15 protein-coding genes and 1 pseudogene are annotated in these 17,744 nt (G+C 41.5%); 11 read left to right on the forward strand and 5 right to left on the reverse strand.

The features are described from left to right. The 4 genes from DBR11_RS06305 to arsC all read left to right on the forward strand — a co-directional run. On the forward strand, positions 1 to 672 hold a 672-nt coding region (locus tag DBR11_RS06305), incomplete at its 5' end, for an NAD(P)-dependent oxidoreductase (protein WP_233260668.1). A gap of 108 nt (positions 673 to 780) precedes the next feature. Beyond that, on the forward strand, positions 781 to 3,237 hold the full coding sequence (locus DBR11_RS06310; protein WP_108550760.1) for a bifunctional UDP-N-acetylmuramoyl-tripeptide:D-alanyl-D-alanine ligase/alanine racemase: 2,457 nt from the start codon (positions 781 to 783) through the stop codon (positions 3,235 to 3,237). 71 nt (positions 3,238 to 3,308) lie between these two features. After that, positions 3,309 to 3,899 carry a DUF502 domain-containing protein gene (locus DBR11_RS06315; protein WP_108550761.1) on the forward strand — a complete coding sequence of 197 codons (591 nt, stop codon included), beginning with the start codon at positions 3,309 to 3,311 and terminating at the stop codon, positions 3,897 to 3,899. Positions 3,900 to 4,328: 429 nt separating this feature from the next. Next, positions 4,329 to 4,682: an arsenate reductase (glutaredoxin) gene (gene arsC, locus DBR11_RS06320; RefSeq protein ID WP_108550762.1), complete on the forward strand. Its 354-nt coding sequence runs from the start codon at positions 4,329 to 4,331 to the stop codon at positions 4,680 to 4,682. A 368-nt stretch (positions 4,683 to 5,050) separates the two neighbouring features. Here arsC and DBR11_RS06325 read toward each other — a convergent pair whose 3' ends face one another. Beyond that, positions 5,051 to 5,758, reverse strand: a complete 708-nt coding sequence (locus DBR11_RS06325; RefSeq protein ID WP_108550763.1) for a TIGR00730 family Rossman fold protein — start codon at positions 5,756 to 5,758, stop codon at positions 5,051 to 5,053. 18 nt (positions 5,759 to 5,776) lie between these two features. Further along, positions 5,777 to 7,282 (reverse strand): sodium:solute symporter, encoded by a 1,506-nt coding sequence (locus tag DBR11_RS06330; RefSeq protein ID WP_108550764.1) that lies wholly within the window; start codon positions 7,280 to 7,282, stop codon positions 5,777 to 5,779. 186 nt (positions 7,283 to 7,468) lie between these two features. Here DBR11_RS06330 and recR point away from each other — a divergent pair, with 186 nt between their 5' ends. Continuing rightward, positions 7,469 to 8,083 (forward strand): recombination mediator RecR, encoded by a 615-nt coding sequence (gene recR, locus DBR11_RS06335; RefSeq protein WP_108550765.1) that lies wholly within the window; start codon positions 7,469 to 7,471, stop codon positions 8,081 to 8,083. Between the two features lie 21 nt (positions 8,084 to 8,104). Beyond that, entirely contained in the window at positions 8,105 to 8,920 is an 816-nt protein-coding gene (locus DBR11_RS06340) for an SDR family oxidoreductase (RefSeq protein ID WP_108550766.1), read from the forward strand. A 9-nt stretch (positions 8,921 to 8,929) separates the two neighbouring features. Here the strand turns inward: DBR11_RS06340 and DBR11_RS06345 are convergent, their stop codons facing one another. After that, positions 8,930 to 9,880 (reverse strand): ion channel, encoded by a 951-nt coding sequence (locus tag DBR11_RS06345; protein WP_108550767.1) that lies wholly within the window; start codon positions 9,878 to 9,880, stop codon positions 8,930 to 8,932. 198 nt (positions 9,881 to 10,078) lie between these two features. Between DBR11_RS06345 and trpD the strand changes: the two genes are divergently transcribed. Genes trpD through trpA form a run of 4 tightly spaced genes read left to right on the forward strand, consistent with a single transcriptional unit; the run spans position 10,079 to position 13,693 of the window. Continuing rightward, positions 10,079 to 11,068, forward strand: coding sequence for an anthranilate phosphoribosyltransferase (trpD, locus tag DBR11_RS06350; RefSeq protein ID WP_108550774.1), 990 nt, complete (start codon positions 10,079 to 10,081; stop codon positions 11,066 to 11,068). Next, the gene (locus tag DBR11_RS06355) at positions 11,065 to 11,700 is read left to right on the forward strand and encodes a phosphoribosylanthranilate isomerase (RefSeq protein ID WP_108550768.1); all 636 of its coding nucleotides are present in this window, start codon (positions 11,065 to 11,067) and stop codon (positions 11,698 to 11,700) included. Before trpD ends, DBR11_RS06355 begins: the two co-directional genes overlap by 4 nt. A 29-nt stretch (positions 11,701 to 11,729) precedes the next feature. Then, on the forward strand, positions 11,730 to 12,911 hold the full coding sequence (gene trpB, locus DBR11_RS06360) for a tryptophan synthase subunit beta (RefSeq protein ID WP_108550769.1): 1,182 nt from the start codon (positions 11,730 to 11,732) through the stop codon (positions 12,909 to 12,911). Positions 12,912 to 12,922: 11 nt separating this feature from the next. Beyond that, entirely contained in the window at positions 12,923 to 13,693 is a 771-nt protein-coding gene (trpA, locus tag DBR11_RS06365) for a tryptophan synthase subunit alpha (RefSeq protein ID WP_108550770.1), read from the forward strand. Positions 13,694 to 13,713: 20 nt separating this feature from the next. On the opposite strand, the gene DBR11_RS06370 is transcribed toward trpA, so the two are convergent. Further along, positions 13,714 to 14,334 (reverse strand): L-threonylcarbamoyladenylate synthase, encoded by a 621-nt coding sequence (locus tag DBR11_RS06370; RefSeq protein WP_108550771.1) that lies wholly within the window; start codon positions 14,332 to 14,334, stop codon positions 13,714 to 13,716. A gap of 77 nt (positions 14,335 to 14,411) precedes the next feature. Between DBR11_RS06370 and DBR11_RS06375 the strand changes: the two are divergent. Further along, positions 14,412 to 16,071, forward strand: a pseudogene (locus DBR11_RS06375) (FMN-binding glutamate synthase family protein). A 67-nt stretch (positions 16,072 to 16,138) separates the two neighbouring features. Here DBR11_RS06375 and asnS read toward each other — a convergent pair. Then, positions 16,139 to 17,587, reverse strand: coding sequence for an asparagine--tRNA ligase (gene asnS, locus DBR11_RS06380; RefSeq protein ID WP_108550772.1), 1,449 nt, complete (start codon positions 17,585 to 17,587; stop codon positions 16,139 to 16,141). Positions 17,588 to 17,744: the final 157 nt, after the last annotated feature.

Below are 17,744 nucleotides of genomic sequence, written 5' to 3' on the forward strand. Positions count from 1 at the left end.
ATTACATATAAAAGTGAAATTATGAAAGTAGCACTAATAGGAGCAAGCGGTTTTGTAGGAACCAGTATCCTTAAAGAATTGTTAAGCCGTGGACATGAGGTTCTGGCCCTGGTTCGTCAGCCAGAGAAAATTACATTGGAAAATGAGAAATTAACTGTTAAAGGGGTTGATGTATTGGATACGAATGCCTTAACGAATGCTGTTAAAAATGAAGATGCGGTGATTAGTGCCTATAATGCAGGCTGGACGAACCCAAACCTTTACAATGATTTCCTTGCTGGGTCAGAGGCTATCCAGAAAGCGGTTAAAGATGCCGCTAAACCACGTTTGATTGTGATCGGTGGAGCTGGAAGTTTAGAAATTAACGGTCAGCAGCTGGTAGACGGACCCGAATTCCCTGCAGCATATAAAGCCGGAGCCACAGCAGCAAGAGATTACCTGAATATTCTAAAAAAAGAAACGGATTTTCAATGGACTTTCTTTAGCCCAGCTATTGAAATGCACCCTGGAATTACAACTGGACGCACCGGTAAATATCGCTTAGGAAAAGACCAGCCCGTATTTGATGCGAACAACAAATGCAGTCTTTCTGTAGAAGACTTAGCGGTTGTTATTGTAGATGAACTGGAAAACAATCAACATCCTCAGCAGCGCTTTACGGCAGCCTATTAATTCCATTTATTTACAAATGGCCGATGTTTGGCACCTCAAACATTGGCCATCTTTTTGCTACCTTCGTGTGTATAATCCAATTCAAAAAGGCATTATCATACGACTACAATGGAATTCATCTATACTATTCAGCACATTTCCCAAATCCTACATGCAACTTCGGCTATAACTCAGCCAGATACTCAAATTCAGAACCTTTTGATCGATAGCAGAACGGTCATTGATCCTGAATCATCATTATTCTTTGCCTTACCTGCACAAAGAAACGGGCATGAATATATTAAAGATGCTTACGAGCATGGGATCCGGAATTTTGTCATTAGTGATCAGAACTATAATGGTGTCTATTCCGATGCCAATTACCTGCTGGTAGAAAATGTGCTCAAAGGGCTCCAGAAATTGGCCGCCTATAACCGTAAATTGTATGATATTCCTGTACTGGCCATCACAGGAAGTAACGGTAAGACCATCGTCAAAGAATGGTTGTACCAGTTGCTTGCCACAGATTATAATCTGGTCAGAAGCCCAAAGAGTTTTAACTCCCAGATCGGTGTTCCTTTGTCTGTTTGGCAGATGGGAAAAGAACATACTATGGGGCTTTTTGAAGCCGGAATCTCCAAGAGTGGAGAAATGGAGGCGCTTGCCGAAATTATACAACCTACCATAGGTATCCTGACCAATATCGGAGAAGCCCATGCAGAAGGTTTCTCTTCAGGGAAGGAAAAACTACTGGAAAAATTAAAACTGTTTGCAGGTGCTGAACTCCTTATTTATGCACCAGAGTATACAATGGGACTAACTGCAAAAGAGCTGCCTGGACAAAGAAAATTTTCCTGGAGCACCTCTGCAGAAGCCGATCTAAGGGTCTTGTTCATTGAGCCAATAGATGGCCGGAGTTATATCCGGGCAAAATATAAAGGAGAAGAAATCGAATGCCTGATCCCTTTCCGTGACCGCGCATCAGTAGAAAATGGTATCATCTGTTGGGCTACTCTGCTTGCTTTAGGTTACAGTCCTGACGAAGCGGATATTAGACTTGAAAAGCTTACACTGGTCAAAATGCGCCTGGAATTAAAAAATGGCATTAATCAGTGTTCGGTTATTGACGATTCTTATAGTGCAGATATTTCTTCACTTGCAATCGCTCTTGATTTTTTAAACCTGCAGAACCAGCACCTCAAGAAAACGTTGATCCTGTCTGATCTTCCTGAAACGGGAAAAAGCAATGAAGTGCTTTATGAAGAGATCTCCTCCCTGATCCGGCAAAAACACCTGAACCGGTTGATCGGTATCGGACCAAATATCTCGGCCTTTGCAGCCCTTTTCGACTTAGAAAAGGAATTCTATGCCAGTACCCCTGATTTTATAGAAAAATTTCCTGGTCTGCACTTCAACAATGAAACTATTCTGGTTAAAGGAGCGAGAAAATTTGAATTTGAAAGGATCAGTAAACTGCTCACCCAAAAAATACATGATACCGTGCTGGAGATAGATCTGAATGCCCTTGCCGGCAATCTCAAATTCTATAAATCTATGCTGAAACCAGGTGTTAAGATCATGGTTATGGTAAAGGCTTTTTCTTATGGCAGCGGAAGTTTTGAAATTGCCAATGTGCTCCAATACCATAAAATTGACTACCTCGCCGTTGCCTATGCTGATGAAGGTATAGTACTTAGAAGAGGTGGGATTACCATGCCAATTATGGTCATGAGCCCTGAGCCTTCAGCTTTTGAGGCTATTGTTAAGTATAAACTAGAGCCTGAATTGTATAATCTGGACATTCTGAAAGGTTTCCTGAACTTTTTGCCAGACCACGAACATGACTATCCCGTGCACATCAAAATAGATACGGGCATGCACCGTCTTGGTTTTGATGAAACAGATGTAGATGGCTTACTGCAGACCTTGAAGCACGCTCATGGCATCAAAATAAAATCTGTTTTCTCTCATCTGGTGGGGAGTGAAGAAGCCCGTCATGATGATTTTACCAGGTACCAGATTAACCTTTTCAAAAAAATCACAGAAAGAATTAGCCAGGAACTGGATTACGATTATATCAAGCATATTTCCAATACCTCAGGGATTTCAAGACATCCGGAAGCCCAGTTTGATATGGTGAGGTTGGGTATTGGGTTGTATGGCTATGACGGAGGTTTGGAACAGAACAGAGGATTGCAAACGGTGGCCAGCCTTAAAACAACGGTTACACAGGTTAAACATATTAAGCCAATGGAAACCATAGGCTACAGCCGTAACGGCATCTTACCAGAAGGCGGACAAATTGCAACCGTAAAAATTGGTTATGCCGACGGGTATACCCGAGGCTTTGGAAATGGTATTGGCCAGATGCTGGTCAAAGGTAAGCTGGTTCCAACAATTGGTTCTATCTGCATGGATATGTGTATGTTGGATGTAACGGGTATGGATGTTAAAAATGGTGATGAAGTGATGGTATTTGGTCATGAACTCCCTATTTTGGAGCTGGCTAAACAGATCCATACCATCCCTTATGAGATCCTGACGAATATTTCCCAAAGAGTGAAACGAATCTATTTTTATGAGTAGTTTTGCGGCAGGAATAAACAGGAATAAATCTGTACCCGGAAACAGATTTATACGATGATTAGAATTACGTTATGAACAGAATTGGAAGGGCATTATTAAATTACCTGATTAAAGGATTGCTGATTGTTTTGCCTATTGCATTAAGCATTTTTATTGTGGTATGGGGTGTAACTACTGTAGATAGCTGGCTGAATGTCAATAATATTCTTGGTGTTGATCCCAGAACTGGCGCCAGCCGGAATATTCCTGGACTCGGTCTTGCTTTAGTAGTAGGGATCATCCTTGCTGCGGGTATTTTTGTGACTAATTTTGTAACGGAACCTATGTACAACTGGTTCCAGAAAATGCTCGATAAACTCCCTATTATCAAGTTTATTTATTCTTCTATTAAGGATTTAACAGAAGCTTTTGTTGGAGATGAAAAGAAGTTTAACCATCCGGTATTGGTAGAGGTAGAAGGTAACCTGAAGCGGATTGGTTTTTTAACACAAAGCGATCTTGCAGCGATTGATTTGCCTGGAGAAGCGATTGTGTACTTCCCTTTTTCTTATTCTTTCGCAGGTCAGGTATATGTGGTGAGTAAGGACAAGATAAAGCCTTTGAAGATGAGTGCGGCGGATGCCATGAAGTTGGTGGTATCTGGCGGAGTTAGCCATTTCTAAAAAATTGAACTACTATTCGACTCCTCAAAGCTTTTGCGGAAGGGCAAAACCTTTGCATGTCGTCTCACAGCAGCTCAATTTTTGAGGAATGGATAGCACTCCCGACAGAAGGGGTAAGGAGACCGGTATAGAGCAGATAAAGAGTAAAGTCTCAAAGCTTTTGCGGAAGGGCAAAACCTTTGCATGTCGTCTCACAGCAGCTCAATTTTTAAGGAATGGATAGCACTCCCGACAGAAGGGGTAAGGAGACCGGTATAGAGCAGATAAAGAGTAAAGTCTCAAAGCAGCTCAATTTTTGAAGAATGGATAGCACTCCCGACAGAAGGGGTAAGGAGACCAGTAGAGTGGAAAACCGAAATGGAGCAGACAAAGAGCAGAAATAGGAAAGCTTAATTAAGTGGATAGCAGAAAAAAATAATTTGAATAGCGATGATTACAATATATCACAACAACAGATGCAGCAAGAGCAGGACTGCTTTGGGAATTTTGGAGGATAGTGGAAAAGAATTTGAAGTGGTGAATTATTTGCAAAATACGCCTTCGGTGGAAGAACTCACAGCAATTGTTAAAAAGCTGGATATTAAAGCAAAAGATCTTGTTCGGAAAACGGAGTCTGTTTACACAGAAAAATATAAAGGAAAGGATCTTTCTGAAGAGGAGTGGATCTCCACAATGGTTGAATATCCTATTTTGATAGAGCGGCCAATTGTTGTGTCTGGTGATAAGGCTGTTATTGGCCGGCCAACGGAGAATATCTATACTATCCTGTCTGATCAGGATTAGCCATTGAGCAGCTTTGATTCCTATCTATTAAATGAACTGTTCTATGTATTCCGTTTTGCGCCCCGCCCGGATATCCCCCATGCTTATGGCGCAAACAAAATCTTAATATATCTGCGGAAAGGCCTTGACGGGTTTGCGCCCCCTTCAGGGCGCCTAAGCCGGCGCTAGCCTTGGAGCAGATATATTAAGATTTTGTGGTACAATAACACCCCTTCTTAAACCTTGGAGCAGATGTATTAAGATTTTGTGGTACAATAACACCCCTTCTTAAACCTTGGAGCAGATATATTAAGATTTTGTGGTACAATAACACTCCTTCTTAAACCTTGAAGCAGATGTATTAAGATTTTGTGCTACAATAACACCCTCTAAAAGTTCGGTTTCAATACATACTTATCATAGAACCTGAAAATATGCTCAGCAGCTTCCTCTGCAGTATCCACCAAACGGAACAGGTTCAGATCCTCCGCATGAATATTGTGTTCTTTATGAAGCATGGTCGTTGTGATCCAGTCTACCAAACCACTCCAGTAAGATTTACCCACTAAAACGATCGGGAAACGGGCCACCTTACCCGTTTGGATCAAGGTAATCGCCTCAAACAACTCATCCATAGTTCCCATACCACCAGGCAATACAATAAAGCCCTGAGAATATTTCATAAACATAACCTTACGGATAAAGAAGTAATCAAATTCCAGGAGCTTATTGTGGTCAATATACTTATTGTGGAACTGCTCAAAAGGCAAGTCAATATTTAAACCCACAGACTTACCACCATTCATATGAGCACCCTTATTACCCGCTTCCATGATACCCGGACCACCGCCCGTAATCACGCCATAACCACGTTCGGTCAACAACCTTCCGCATTCTACAGCAATCTCGTAATAAGGATTCGTTTCCGCAGTCCTGGCAGATCCGAAGATCGATACACAAGGACCAATTTTAGCCAGTTTCTCAAAGCCGTCCACAAATTCAGCCATGATTTTGAAGATTTGCCAGGAGTCAGTTACTTTAATTTCCTGCCAGTTTTTATTTTCAAATGCACTTCTTATTTTCTCTTCACTTGTCATTCTAAATAGATTAATGTTCTAAAATTTTGTTTGCAGATCTGTTTTTTTACTGATCAGTAATAACCCGATAAAGGTGATCAAACCATTCACCAGGATCAACTCTACGCTAAAGACATAACCACCCAGCAACTCTGCAGAATATGCATTTAATAAATAACATACAGCAGGAGAGAGGATGCAGACTAAAGGTACTAATTTATCATGTAAACCCCTTTTTACAAAAAGGCCAAAACTATATAAACCCAAAAGCGGACCATAAGTATAGGAAGCAACTTTAAATATCCCTTTCACAACAGACTCATCGTTCACCGCATTAAATATGATAATAACCAGGAAAAGAACGATAGAAAAACCAATATGTACCATATGACGTTTTTTTACCGCCTCCTTTGAATTGGAATCCTCCCGCTTATCCATGTGCAGAAAATCCACACAGAAAGAGGTTGTCAAAGCCGTTAAAGCAGAATCCGTTGTCGCAAAAGTAGCGGCCGTTAGCCCCAGCATAAAAACAATAGCCGGAATTACACTCAGGTGATTTAAAGCGATCTCAGGAAAAAGGAAATCTGTTCTCGGCTTACCTGTAATATGGTCTAAAGGAATTGCAATCCCATTCTTTGTTGCATAGATATATAACAAGGCCCCAACACTTAAAAAGAAAATATTCAGAACCACAAATACACCTGTAAAAGTAAACATGTTCTTTTGAGCCTCTTTGATCGTTTTCATACTCAGGTTTTTCTGCATCAGATCCTGGTCAAGACCGGTCATTGCTATCGTTACAAAAATTCCGCCCAGCAGCTGCTTACTAAAGTGGAAATTGCTCGTCAGGAAATCCTCATAAAAGAATATCTTTGAATAGCCACTGTTCTTAACGGTTTCAAACGCCTTTGGGATATCTAAATCCAGGCTGTTGCAGATAAAGTATAAAGTCAGGAAAACAGAAAGTACCAGGAAAAAAGTCTGTAATGTATCCGTGATGATAATGGTTTTTAAGCCCCCCTTAAAGGTATAGGACCAGATTAAACCAAGAGAGATCAGTACTGTAGCCCAGAAAGGTATACCATAACTGTCAAATATAAAACGCTGTAATACAATCACCACCAGGTATAAACGGAAAGCAGAGCCAATAGTCCGGCTGATCAGGAAGATAGAAGCTGCTGTCTTATAGCTGTAATAGCCCAGCCGTTGTTCAATGTAACTGTAAATAGAGGTCAGCTTCATCCTGTAATACAAAGGCAGTAATACGGTAGCAATAATAATAAAGCCAATCGCATTACCCAATACAAACTGGAAATACTGGAACTGATTACCAGAGGGTGCACCTACCTCTCCGGGAACCGAGATGAAAGTAACCCCGGATAAAGCTGTGCCAATCATACCAAAAGCAACCAGGTACCATTTTGAGTTCCGGTTGGCAATAAAGAAAGTAGAGTTGTCAGACGATTTCTTTGAAGTGGCAAAGGCAATAACAATCAGGATCAGAAAATAACCGATTAAAAAAGACAAAAGTATCGCTGGACTCATAGTATGTTTTTAGGTTCTAAATGTAAGAAAATCATCTTCTAAAAATCAAATAAGAGCAGATAAATTTCCCTGTAGCCATTTTCAGGCAGATCAAAATGCAAAATCATCTGTTTAGAATTATTTATAAAACGTAAATATTTTTTGTGCTGCTCACAAATGCTAAATCAATTTATATAAGTTTGTAAAATGAATTTTTCTTCAAAATTGCTGGAGGATGCTGTTAATGAGTTTGCTAAACTACCAGGAGTAGGTCAAAAGACCGCACTTCGGCTGGTGTTACATTTGTTAAACAGAGAAAAGGAAGAAGTAGAACATTTCGGTAGCTCTGTGATCAGGCTCAGGAACGAAATCAAACATTGCAGCATTTGTCACAACATCTCCGATCAGGAGATTTGTGAAATTTGTACTGCAGCCAAAAGAGATAAAGAAGTGATTTGCGTGGTAGAAGATACCAGAGATGTGATGGCTGTAGAAAACACCTCGCAGTATTTTGGTGTATATCATGTCTTGGGTGGTTTAATCTCTCCAATGGATGGAATTGGCCCTTCAGATCTTTTTATTGATTCGCTGGTCCAGCGTGTGGCAACTACGCCTATCAAAGAGGTCATTCTGGCACTCAGCGCTACGATGGAAGGAGATACCACGCTTTTCTATTTATATAAAAAACTCAAGGATTTTCAAATCCCCATCACCACTATCGCCAGGGGTATTGCCTTTGGCGGAGAGTTAGAATATGCTGATGAGATCACATTAGGACGTTCTATTGTAACCAGGGTACCTTACGAATCCAGCATCAGATGATCATCCAATTAAATACAGTCCATGGAATTTAAGAATAAAGTTGTAGTGATTACCGGCGCCTCTTCCGGCATTGGTAAGGCTTGTGCCGAAGAATTTGCAAAACGCGGGGCAAACCTTGTTCTGGCTGCAAGACAATATGTAAATCTGTGCGAAATCACAGCTGAACTGGAGAGAAAATACAACATCAAGGCGGTAGCTGTACAGGCTGATGTGAGTAAAGAAGAAGATTGCAAAGGCATCGTCAAACAAGCCCTGCTCACTTTTAATAAGATAGATATACTGGTCAACAATGCCGGACTGTCTATGCGAGCCTTATTTAATGAGCTGGATTTATCTGTTCTTAAAAATCTGATGGATGTGAACTTCTGGGGAACCGTTTACTGCACCAAATATGCTTTGGATGAAATTCTGAAAACCAAGGGCAGTATTATTGGCGTTTCTTCCATTGCAGGCTATCGGGGTTTGCCGGGCAGGACAGGATATTCTGCTTCGAAATTTGCGATGAATGGTTTTATGGAATCTTTACGTACAGAACTTTTACCTACAGGCGTCCATGTTATGGTGGCCTGCCCGGGATTTACAACCTCCAATATCCGTGTAGCGGCCTTGTCTAAAGATGGCGCCTCTCATGGAGAAACCAGTATGGAAGAAGGAAAAATGATGTCTGCGGAAGAAGTTGCCCGCCGTATTGTTGATGGTATTTCTGCCCGCAAACGAACCCTGGTGATGACTGCCCAGGGTAAACTGACGGTATGGATCAATAAATTGCTGCCTGCTCTGGCCGATAAGCTGGTCTATAATCATTTTACCAAGGAGAAAAAGGCACTGATCAAATAAATCTCCGTTTTATTCGCTGGGTTCCAATTTTTCAATATGTCCAATTTTAGACATATCCATTACGGTCTGGCCATTGCTGTCGTTAGAAAAAATATTGATGAATCTGGCCTGATGTACAATATCTTCATCCCGGTAGGAGGTTCTGGTATGTACCGTTTGTGAAAAGGTATCATCAAAGGCCTTCACCATGATGAGCAATTCCACTTCCGCTTCTGCAAGGTCTTTAGCCGTTTTATCATAAATAGGGCTGTTTTCATCGATAGGATGAACTACTGTCCAGCTCATGGTCAGTAAGCCGATCTTTGACCTTTCCAGTTCCAGGGGGTAAAACCGGCGTGTCTTCTTTCCCTCTATCGTTTCATTATAAGACATCACCACCTGAACCTCCACTTCAATCAGTTGATTGTTCCTCAGGTTTGCCATTCTGAACATCAGGCCCTTAATCCCTTTGTAGGGAGCGATGACCATGTGCTGACTGTAAATGATTTTTGCATTCGGTCTGGAAAAACGTCCGTAGAGCAAACCAGTAGCCAAAGCAAAAGCCAGCAAGCCCAGCATAGATTCAAAGGCCGCTACAATACTCGTCAGAAAACCATCCGGACTAATATGTCCATAACCTACGGTAGAAATGGTCTGGGCAGAGAAAAAGAAAGCATCAAAAAAATGGTCCCTTGGAGTAATGCCGTCCGCACCCTTCAGATGCTGTATCCCAATGGTCACATATAAAAAGGCAAACAGTACATTTACCACTATATAAGCAAGAAGGATCACCAGCAGGAATTTCTTCCAGGTCATAGAGATCAGCCAGTTATAAGTGTCGGAAGTTCTGAAAAATGGCAGCCCAATACGTTTTACATTAGAAGTGCCATTGATATTCATCAACCTTTGATTGGCACTTACCGGCCGGGTGCCAAATCCAAGATCGTCATCCAGCTGCGATTTTCTTTTAAATAATGCCATAATTCTCAATAATTTTAAGAAATGTTTTGCAAATAATAAAAACTATTCCATCTTTGCCTTACGATGATATTAACAAACGGACTTAACATTTGGTGGTGGCACAACGCAAGCGCGTAGTGTAACCCTGTTTTGTACGTTTTATTTTATATAAATAATTTGAGGGTTGCTATAAAAGGCAACCTTTTTTGTTTTACAGCCATGAAGAAAATATTAAACCACCTTTTCGAGAACAAAAGTTTCAGCCGCGCTGAAGCACAGAAGATCCTGACTTCTATTGCACTGGGCGAATACAATACTTCTCAGATTGCCGCCTTCATCACTGCCTATGGTATGCGGAACATCACTGTACAGGAATTACAAGGCTTCCGCGATGCCATGCTGGATCTTTGTGTTAAAATCAATCTTTCTGATTACGAACTGATTGATCTTTGCGGGACAGGGGGAGATGGAAAAGATACCTTTAATATCTCTACCCTGGCATCTTTTGTGGTCGCCGGTACAGGAAACAAAGTAGCAAAACATGGTAATTATGGGGTGTCGTCTGGATGTGGTTCTTCCAACGTGATGGAATATCTGGGTTACCAGTTTACCAATGATCAGGATGTTCTGAAACGTAGTCTCGATACAGCAGGCATCTGTTTTATCCATGCGCCATTGTTTAATCCAGCCATGAAAACTGTTGCACCTATCCGAAGAGAGCTTGGGGTGAAGACCTTTTTTAATATGCTGGGGCCGATGTGTAATCCGGCTCAGCCCAAAAATCAGCTGGTAGGCGTTTTTAGTCTGGAACTGGCCCGCTTGTATGCTTATTTATACCAGGATACCGATAAAAACTATACGATCCTTCATGCCTTAGGTGGCTTTGATGAAATTTCGCTGACCTGCGATATTAAAACCTTCAGTCCAAAAGGGGAGGCTATGATCAAAGTCTCAGATCTTGGATTTGAAAAGATCAGCGAGCAAGAGATCAAAGGAGGAGATACCGTTGAATCTTCCGCGCGGATATTCACCGATATCCTGAATGGAAAAGGAACCGATGCCCAAAATAATGTAGTGCTTTGCAATGCTGCGCTGGCACTTCAGACCATCAAAAGTTCCAGATCCTTTGCCGACTGCTTTTACGAGGTCGAAGAATCTTTACTTAGTAAAAATGCCCTGAACAGCTTTAAACAACTTATCGGATCATGAAACAGCCAAAATTAAAGATTTGCGGAATGCGTGAACCTACGAATATGCTGGCTGTTTCCGCATTGGTGCCAGATTATATGGGGTTTATCTTTTATCCCAGATCTAAACGCTATGCTGCTCATTTATCTCCTGTATTTACAAAGAAACTACCAAAATCAATCAAAAAAACAGGGGTTTTTGTAGATGAAGAAATGGAAAAAGTACAGGAACGCCTGGTCGAATTTGAGTTGTCTGCAGTGCAGCTTCACGGAAAGGAAAGTCCATCTTATTGTGCAGAATTAAAGGCATTCAGCCCGGAAACCGAAGTCATCAAAGCTTTTGGCGTTGACGAATCTTTTGATTTTGAAAGTTTGATTCCCTATGTTACTGTCGCAGATTACTTTCTTTTTGATACCCAGACACCAGACCATGGTGGTTCGGGAAAGCGTTTTAATTGGTCTCTTCTGGAAAACTACCACCTGGATGTACCTTATTTTCTTAGTGGTGGGATTGGATTGGACAGTATAGAAGAGATCAGGAAGATCAAAGACGAACGCCTGTATGCCATAGACATCAACAGTAAATTTGAACTGGAGCCAGGACTTAAGAATTTAGTGCAATTAACAGAATTTAAAAATCAACTGTTCCGCTGAGCAGAAAGTGGAATCAAATCAATAAGACTATGAATTATTTTGTCAACGAAAAAGGCTATTACGGAGATTTCGGCGGTGCCTACATCCCGGAAATGCTGTATCCTAATGTAGAAGAACTCAGACAGAACTACCTGAAGATCATTAACGATGAATCTTTCAAAAAAGAATTCCATCAGTTGCTAAAAGACTATGTAGGAAGACCTTCGCCTTTGTACCTGGCCAAACGTTTATCTGCAAAATACAATGCCAATATCTTTTTGAAAAGAGAAGATTTAAATCATACCGGTGCACATAAAATCAACAATACCATTGGTCAGATTCTTTTGGCCGAACGCCTCGGTAAAAAACGCATTATCGCAGAAACCGGTGCAGGACAGCATGGCGTAGCGACAGCAACAGTATGTGCCCTTCGCGGTTTGGAATGCGTGGTCTATATGGGAGAAATTGATATCCAGCGACAGGCACCGAATGTGGCCCGTATGAAAATGCTGGGGGCTAAAGTTGTTCCAGCCACTTCAGGTTCCAAAACCCTGAAAGACGCGACCAATGAAGCCATGCGTGACTGGGTAAATAATCCCGTAGACACCCACTATATTATTGGTTCAGTAGTAGGACCGCACCCTTATCCAGATATGGTGGCCATTTTTCAATCCATTATTTCTGAAGAAACTAAAAAACAATTGAAGGAACAAACCGGCAACGACCAGCCCGACTATGTTCTGGCCTGTGTAGGTGGCGGTAGCAATGCCATGGGCATGTTCTATCACTTCATTAACGACGAAAACGTAAAACTGGTTGCTGTAGAGGCAGCGGGGCAAGGGGTAAACAGTGGCCATTCTGCGGCAACAACCGCACTGGGTAAAGAAGGGGTGTTACATGGAAGCAGAAGCATTCTGATGCAAACAGAAGATGGACAAGTTGTAGAGCCCTTTTCCGTTTCTGCAGGACTGGATTATCCAGGCATTGGACCACAGCATGCCCATTTGTTCAAAACGGGCAGAGGTAAATATGTATCAATCACAGATGATGAATCTTTGCAGGCCGGACTTCTTTGTACGCAGCTGGAGGGTATTATTCCTGCTATAGAAAGTGCACACGCCTTGGCGTATTTAGAAAAAATGACCTTTACAGGCCATGAAAATGTAGTGGTATGCCTTTCCGGAAGAGGAGACAAAGACATGGATACCTATATGAAATACTTTGGACTATAATCAGCAAGACGATGAACAGAATCAATAAATTATTCCAGGAAAAACCATCCAATATCCTTTCTATTTATTATACAGCAGGCTTTCCCGAGCTGGGCGATACCTTGCTGATTGCTGAAGAGCTTGAGCGGGCAGGAGCCGATATGCTGGAAATCGGCTTTCCTTATTCCGATCCTGTCGCAGATGGCCCGGTGATACAGGCCAGCAGCAAACAGGCACTGGAAAACGGAATGGACCTAAAAACCCTTTTTAACCAATTAAAAGACCTCCGTTCCAGGATCAATATTCCCATTCTTCTGATGGGCTATGTAAATCCAATGCTGCAGTTTGGCGTAGAAAATTTTTGTAAAGCCTGTGCAGAAGTAGGTGTAGATGGCTGTATTGTTCCCGACCTGCCTATGGCCGAATACGAAGAGCATTACCAGGAAATTTTTAAGCAATACAACCTGAGTAACATCTTCCTGGTTACACCACAAACCTCTGAGGAACGCATCCGGAAAATAGATGAACTCAGTACAGGTTTTGTTTATCTGATCTCTTCTTCAGCAACGACAGGAAAAAACCTGCAGGTCTCTCAAAATACGGAAGACTATTTCGCCAGGATCGCTGCTATGAAACTCAGGAATCCAACCATGATTGGATTTGGTATCAACAATAAAGCAACTTTCGATAAAGCCTGCCAGTTTGCCAATGGCGCCATTATAGGAACGGCCTTTGTTAAGGTCCTTTCGCAAGATAAATCTGCCGCCGGCATTCATAAATTCATGAAATCTATTTCCGAATAGAATACCTACAGTTTGGGAGACTAAAACAGGTCTTCCAAACTTCCTTTTCCTTCCCTGATCACCTCAAAATCGCCCGAAGTACAGTCGATAACTGTAGAAGGTTCATTGTCTCCATAGCCACCATCAATTACCAGATCAACTGTATTTTCATATTTCTCGTGGATCAGTTCAGGATCTGTGGAATACTCGATCAGCTCATCATCATCCTTAATGGAAGCAGAGATGATCGGATTGCCCAATTGTCTTACAATTTCCTGCGCAATAGCATTGTCAGGTACCCTTATACCCACTGTTTTCTTTTTAGAGCTCAGTAATTTTGGTACATTATTATTGGCATTCAAAATAAAAGTATAAGGACCAGGTAAGGCCTTTTTCAATACCCGGAAAGTAGTGGTGTCAATTGGTTTGATGTAATCAGAAATGTGCCGTAAATCAGAGCAGATAAAAGAAAAATTTGCCTTGTCTGGTTTTATGCCTCTTAAATGACAAATCCGTTCTATTGCTTTCTGATTGGTGATGTCACACCCCAGTCCATACACTGTATCAGTAGGATAGATGATCAACCCACCTTTTTTTAAAACTTCAACCGCCTGCTCTATAGCTTTAGGGTTAGGATTTTCCGGATAGATTTTGATTAGCATATGTAAAAATATGAAAAACTTTCGTCTGTATCTTGAGAAATCTCGTACTATTGGGGTTATTTTAGTATTTTGATAGTATGAGAAAAGCATTTATCGCAATTGCTGCATTCCTGGTCACCGCTACGGTGATGACAGGTTTGGCCTGGCCCCCGTTTTTCTGGGCCTTTGTTTTTGTAGGGCCAATTGTAATCCTCGGTGTGTATGATTTGTACCAGCCTAAACACAGTATCGTAAGGAACTATCCCGTATTGGGCCATTTGAGATATCTGATGGAAGATTTACGGCCTAAAGTTTACCAATATTTTGTAGAGAGTGATACCAATGGAAAGCCATTCAGCCGGTTAAACCGCTCCCTGATCTATCAGCGTGCTAAAAAAGAAAACGATACGATTCCATTTGGTACCCAGCTTGACGTGTATGAAAATGGGTATGAATGGTTAAGCCATAGCATATCGGCCATCAGCCATCATGAATTGAATGAAGATCCGCGGGTATTGGTTGGCGGCCCTGACTGCGCGCAGCCTTATTCTGCCAGTATCTATAACGTTTCGGCAATGAGCTTTGGTTCATTAAGTCAGAATGCCATCATGGCGCTCAATGGAGGTGCTAAAATGGGTAATTTTGCCCATAACACCGGTGAAGGAGGAATCAGTGATTATCACCTGAACCCAGGAGGAGATTTGATCTGGCAAATTGGAACAGGTTATTTTGGCTGCCGTCATCATGACGGAACATTTAATTTTGATGCTTTCGCTGAGCGCTCTAAGCTGGAGCAGGTCAAAATGATCGAAATTAAGCTCTCCCAGGGCGCAAAACCCGGACATGGAGGTATCCTTCCAGCTAAAAAAGTAACGCCCGAGATTTCCAGGATCAGACTGGTTAAAGAAGGTTTTGATGTGATTTCCCCCCCCTGGGCACTCTGCATTCACTACACCAACGGAAATGATTACTTTTATTAAAAAGCTCCGTGAACTTTCCGGTGGTAAACCTGTAGGGTTTAAACTTTGTATTGGCCGTAAGAGTGAATTCTTTGCCATCTGTAAAGCCATGTTAGAAATGAATACCTATCCTGATTTTATCACTGTAGATGGGGGAGAAGGTGGTACAGGGGCTTCACCGCAAGAGTTCTCCAATGCAGTAGGTATGCCATTGAGGGAAGGTGTTGCTTTCGTATATGATGTGTTAAGTGGTTTCGGAATTAAAAAACACATCAAGATCATTGCTTCAGGTAAAGTGGCTTCCGGTTTTGATCTGGTGAAGAATATTGCCTTGGGCGCAGATATGTGTAATGCTGCAAGAGCCATGATGTTTGCCCTGGGTTGTATCCAGGCATTGGAATGCAACAGCAATACCTGCCCTACAGGCGTAGCTACACAAGATCCGAGTCTGATGAAAGGTTTGGTGGTAGATGATAAAAAAGTGCGTGTATTTAACTTTCATCGCCTTACCGTGGCCAGTGCAGTTGAATTATTGGGTGCAGCTGGTTTACATCATCCATATCAGCTTACGCGTGCTTATATCAACAGAAGGATTGCACAGAACTTGACACAGTCTTATATTGAAACTTTCCCCTATATTCCTGAAGGCAGTTTGTTGCAGACCCCTTATCCACTTCGTTTTGAATTGGGGATGGCGCTCAGTACAGCAGCAAGTTTTGCACCTACAGATTATAAAGTGTCTTCTATAGATTATGCGCATGCAAATTCTTACTCAGACAATCTGAATCAAGGACATTAAGAAAATATTCTTCCAATAAAAAAGCCCTGTTAATCAATAACAGGACTTTTTTATGATAAAACGTATCTTAAAATTCTGCGTTGTTCGGGAAACGAGGGAAAGCAATTACATCCCTGATATTGGTCATTCCGGTTACAAACAAAGTTAAACGCTCAAAGCCTAAACCAAAACCAGAGTGTGGAGCAGTACCAAAACGGCGCGTATCCAGGAACCACCAAAGTTCTTCCTGAGGGATATTTAAATCCTCCATACGCTGCGTTAACTTATCCAGGCGTTCTTCCCTTTGAGAACCACCAATGATCTCCCCAATGCCCGGGAATAAGATGTCCATAGCTGCAACAGTCTTTCTTCCCTGCTCATCCGGCTCATTCTGACGCATGTAGAATGACTTTATATCGGCTGGATAATCCGTCAGGATCACCGGTTTTTTAAAATGTTTCTCTACCAGATAACGCTCATGTTCCGATTGTAAATCTGCACCCCATTCGTCAATCAGGTATTTAAACTGTTTCTTTTGGTTCGGTTTAGATGATTTTAGAATAGCTATAGCCTGTGTATAAGTTAGCCTTTCAAAATCATTTCCCAAACAGAAATTCAGTTTCTCCAATAAAGACAATTCACTTCTCTCATTCTGAGGCTTTGATTTTTCCTCTTCCAGTAAGCGGTTGTTCAGGAATTCCAGTTCATCTTTGCAGTTTTCCAAAGCATAGCTGATCACATATTTCAGCATATCCTCGGCCAAAGTCATATTGTCTTCCAGATCAGCAAAAGCCACTTCCGGTTCTACCATCCAGAATTCAGCAAGGTGGCGGGTCGTATTGGAGTTTTCTGCTCTGAAAGTAGGGCCGAAAGTATAAATCTGGCCAAAAGCCATTGCTGCAAGTTCACCTTCCAGTTGTCCTGAAACGGTTAAGTTGGTTGGACGTGCAAAGAAATCTTCAGAATAATCCACCTGACCATCTTCAGTACGTGGCGTGTTGTCAAAATCAAGTGTAGTTACCTTAAACATCTCGCCTGCACCTTCTGCATCAGAAGCTGTGATGATAGGCGTATGCATATATACAAAACCCCGCTCATTGTAAAACTGATGAATAGCAAAAGCTAAAGCATGGCGTACTTTAAATACCGCATTAAACGTATTTGTTCTGAACCTTAAGTGCGCGATTTCGCGAAGGAACTCCAGGCTGTGTTTTTTAGGTTGTAAAGGGAATTTTTCAGGATCACTATCTCCTAATATTTCTATAGAGGATGCTTTAATGTCGATCTTCTGACCCTTGCCCAGAGATTCAACAACAGTACCCTGAACTGCAATAGCTGCGCCGGTCGTAATCCTTTTCAAGAGTTCTTCCGGCGTATTATTAAAGTCTACTACAATTTGAACGTTACCCATACATGAGCCATCATTCAGTGCAATAAACTGGTTGTTGCGAAACGTACGCACCCAACCCATAACAGTTACCTCTCTATTAAATTCGGTAGTGTCCAGCAGGTTTTTTATTTTTTCTCTTTTAATCATGGTCTTTTTTACAAGAGCGTCAAAATTACAGAATTAGTTCTAAAAATTACAGTGCTGAATTTTTAAAGTTAATTTTAAGTGTTTATAAAGATTTTGTATGTTTTTTATAGTAAATATTGATTTTTTGTTGGTGTTTTTTATTTGTTAGTGTGTTTTG

This window comes from Pedobacter sp. HMWF019, from assembly GCF_003061025.1.
Taxonomy (GTDB): domain Bacteria; phylum Bacteroidota; class Bacteroidia; order Sphingobacteriales; family Sphingobacteriaceae; genus Pedobacter.

Bases quoted from the DNA above. Each gene is read 5' to 3' on its own strand.
- DBR11_RS06370 (WP_108550771.1), bottom strand. From the start codon at position 14,334: ATGCTAATCAAAATCTATCCGGAAAATCCTAACCCTAAAGCTATAGAG.
- trpB (WP_108550769.1), top strand. From the start codon at position 11,730: ATGAATTATTTTGTCAACGAAAAAGGCTATTACGGAGATTTCGGCGGT.
- DBR11_RS06330 (WP_108550764.1), bottom strand. From the start codon at position 7,282: ATGAGTCCAGCGATACTTTTGTCTTTTTTAATCGGTTATTTTCTGATC.
- DBR11_RS06345 (WP_108550767.1), bottom strand. From the start codon at position 9,880: ATGGCATTATTTAAAAGAAAATCGCAGCTGGATGACGATCTTGGATTT.
- trpD (WP_108550774.1), top strand. From the start codon at position 10,079: ATGAAGAAAATATTAAACCACCTTTTCGAGAACAAAAGTTTCAGCCGC.
- arsC (WP_108550762.1), top strand. From the start codon at position 4,329: ATGATTACAATATATCACAACAACAGATGCAGCAAGAGCAGGACTGCT.
- recR (WP_108550765.1), top strand. From the start codon at position 7,469: ATGAATTTTTCTTCAAAATTGCTGGAGGATGCTGTTAATGAGTTTGCT.
- DBR11_RS06355 (WP_108550768.1), top strand. From the start codon at position 11,065: ATGAAACAGCCAAAATTAAAGATTTGCGGAATGCGTGAACCTACGAAT.
- DBR11_RS06325 (WP_108550763.1), bottom strand. From the start codon at position 5,758: ATGACAAGTGAAGAGAAAATAAGAAGTGCATTTGAAAATAAAAACTGG.
- DBR11_RS06340 (WP_108550766.1), top strand. From the start codon at position 8,105: ATGGAATTTAAGAATAAAGTTGTAGTGATTACCGGCGCCTCTTCCGGC.
- trpA (WP_108550770.1), top strand. From the start codon at position 12,923: ATGAACAGAATCAATAAATTATTCCAGGAAAAACCATCCAATATCCTT.
- DBR11_RS06310 (WP_108550760.1), top strand. From the start codon at position 781: ATGGAATTCATCTATACTATTCAGCACATTTCCCAAATCCTACATGCA.
- DBR11_RS06315 (WP_108550761.1), top strand. From the start codon at position 3,309: ATGAACAGAATTGGAAGGGCATTATTAAATTACCTGATTAAAGGATTG.
- asnS (WP_108550772.1), bottom strand. From the start codon at position 17,587: ATGATTAAAAGAGAAAAAATAAAAAACCTGCTGGACACTACCGAATTT.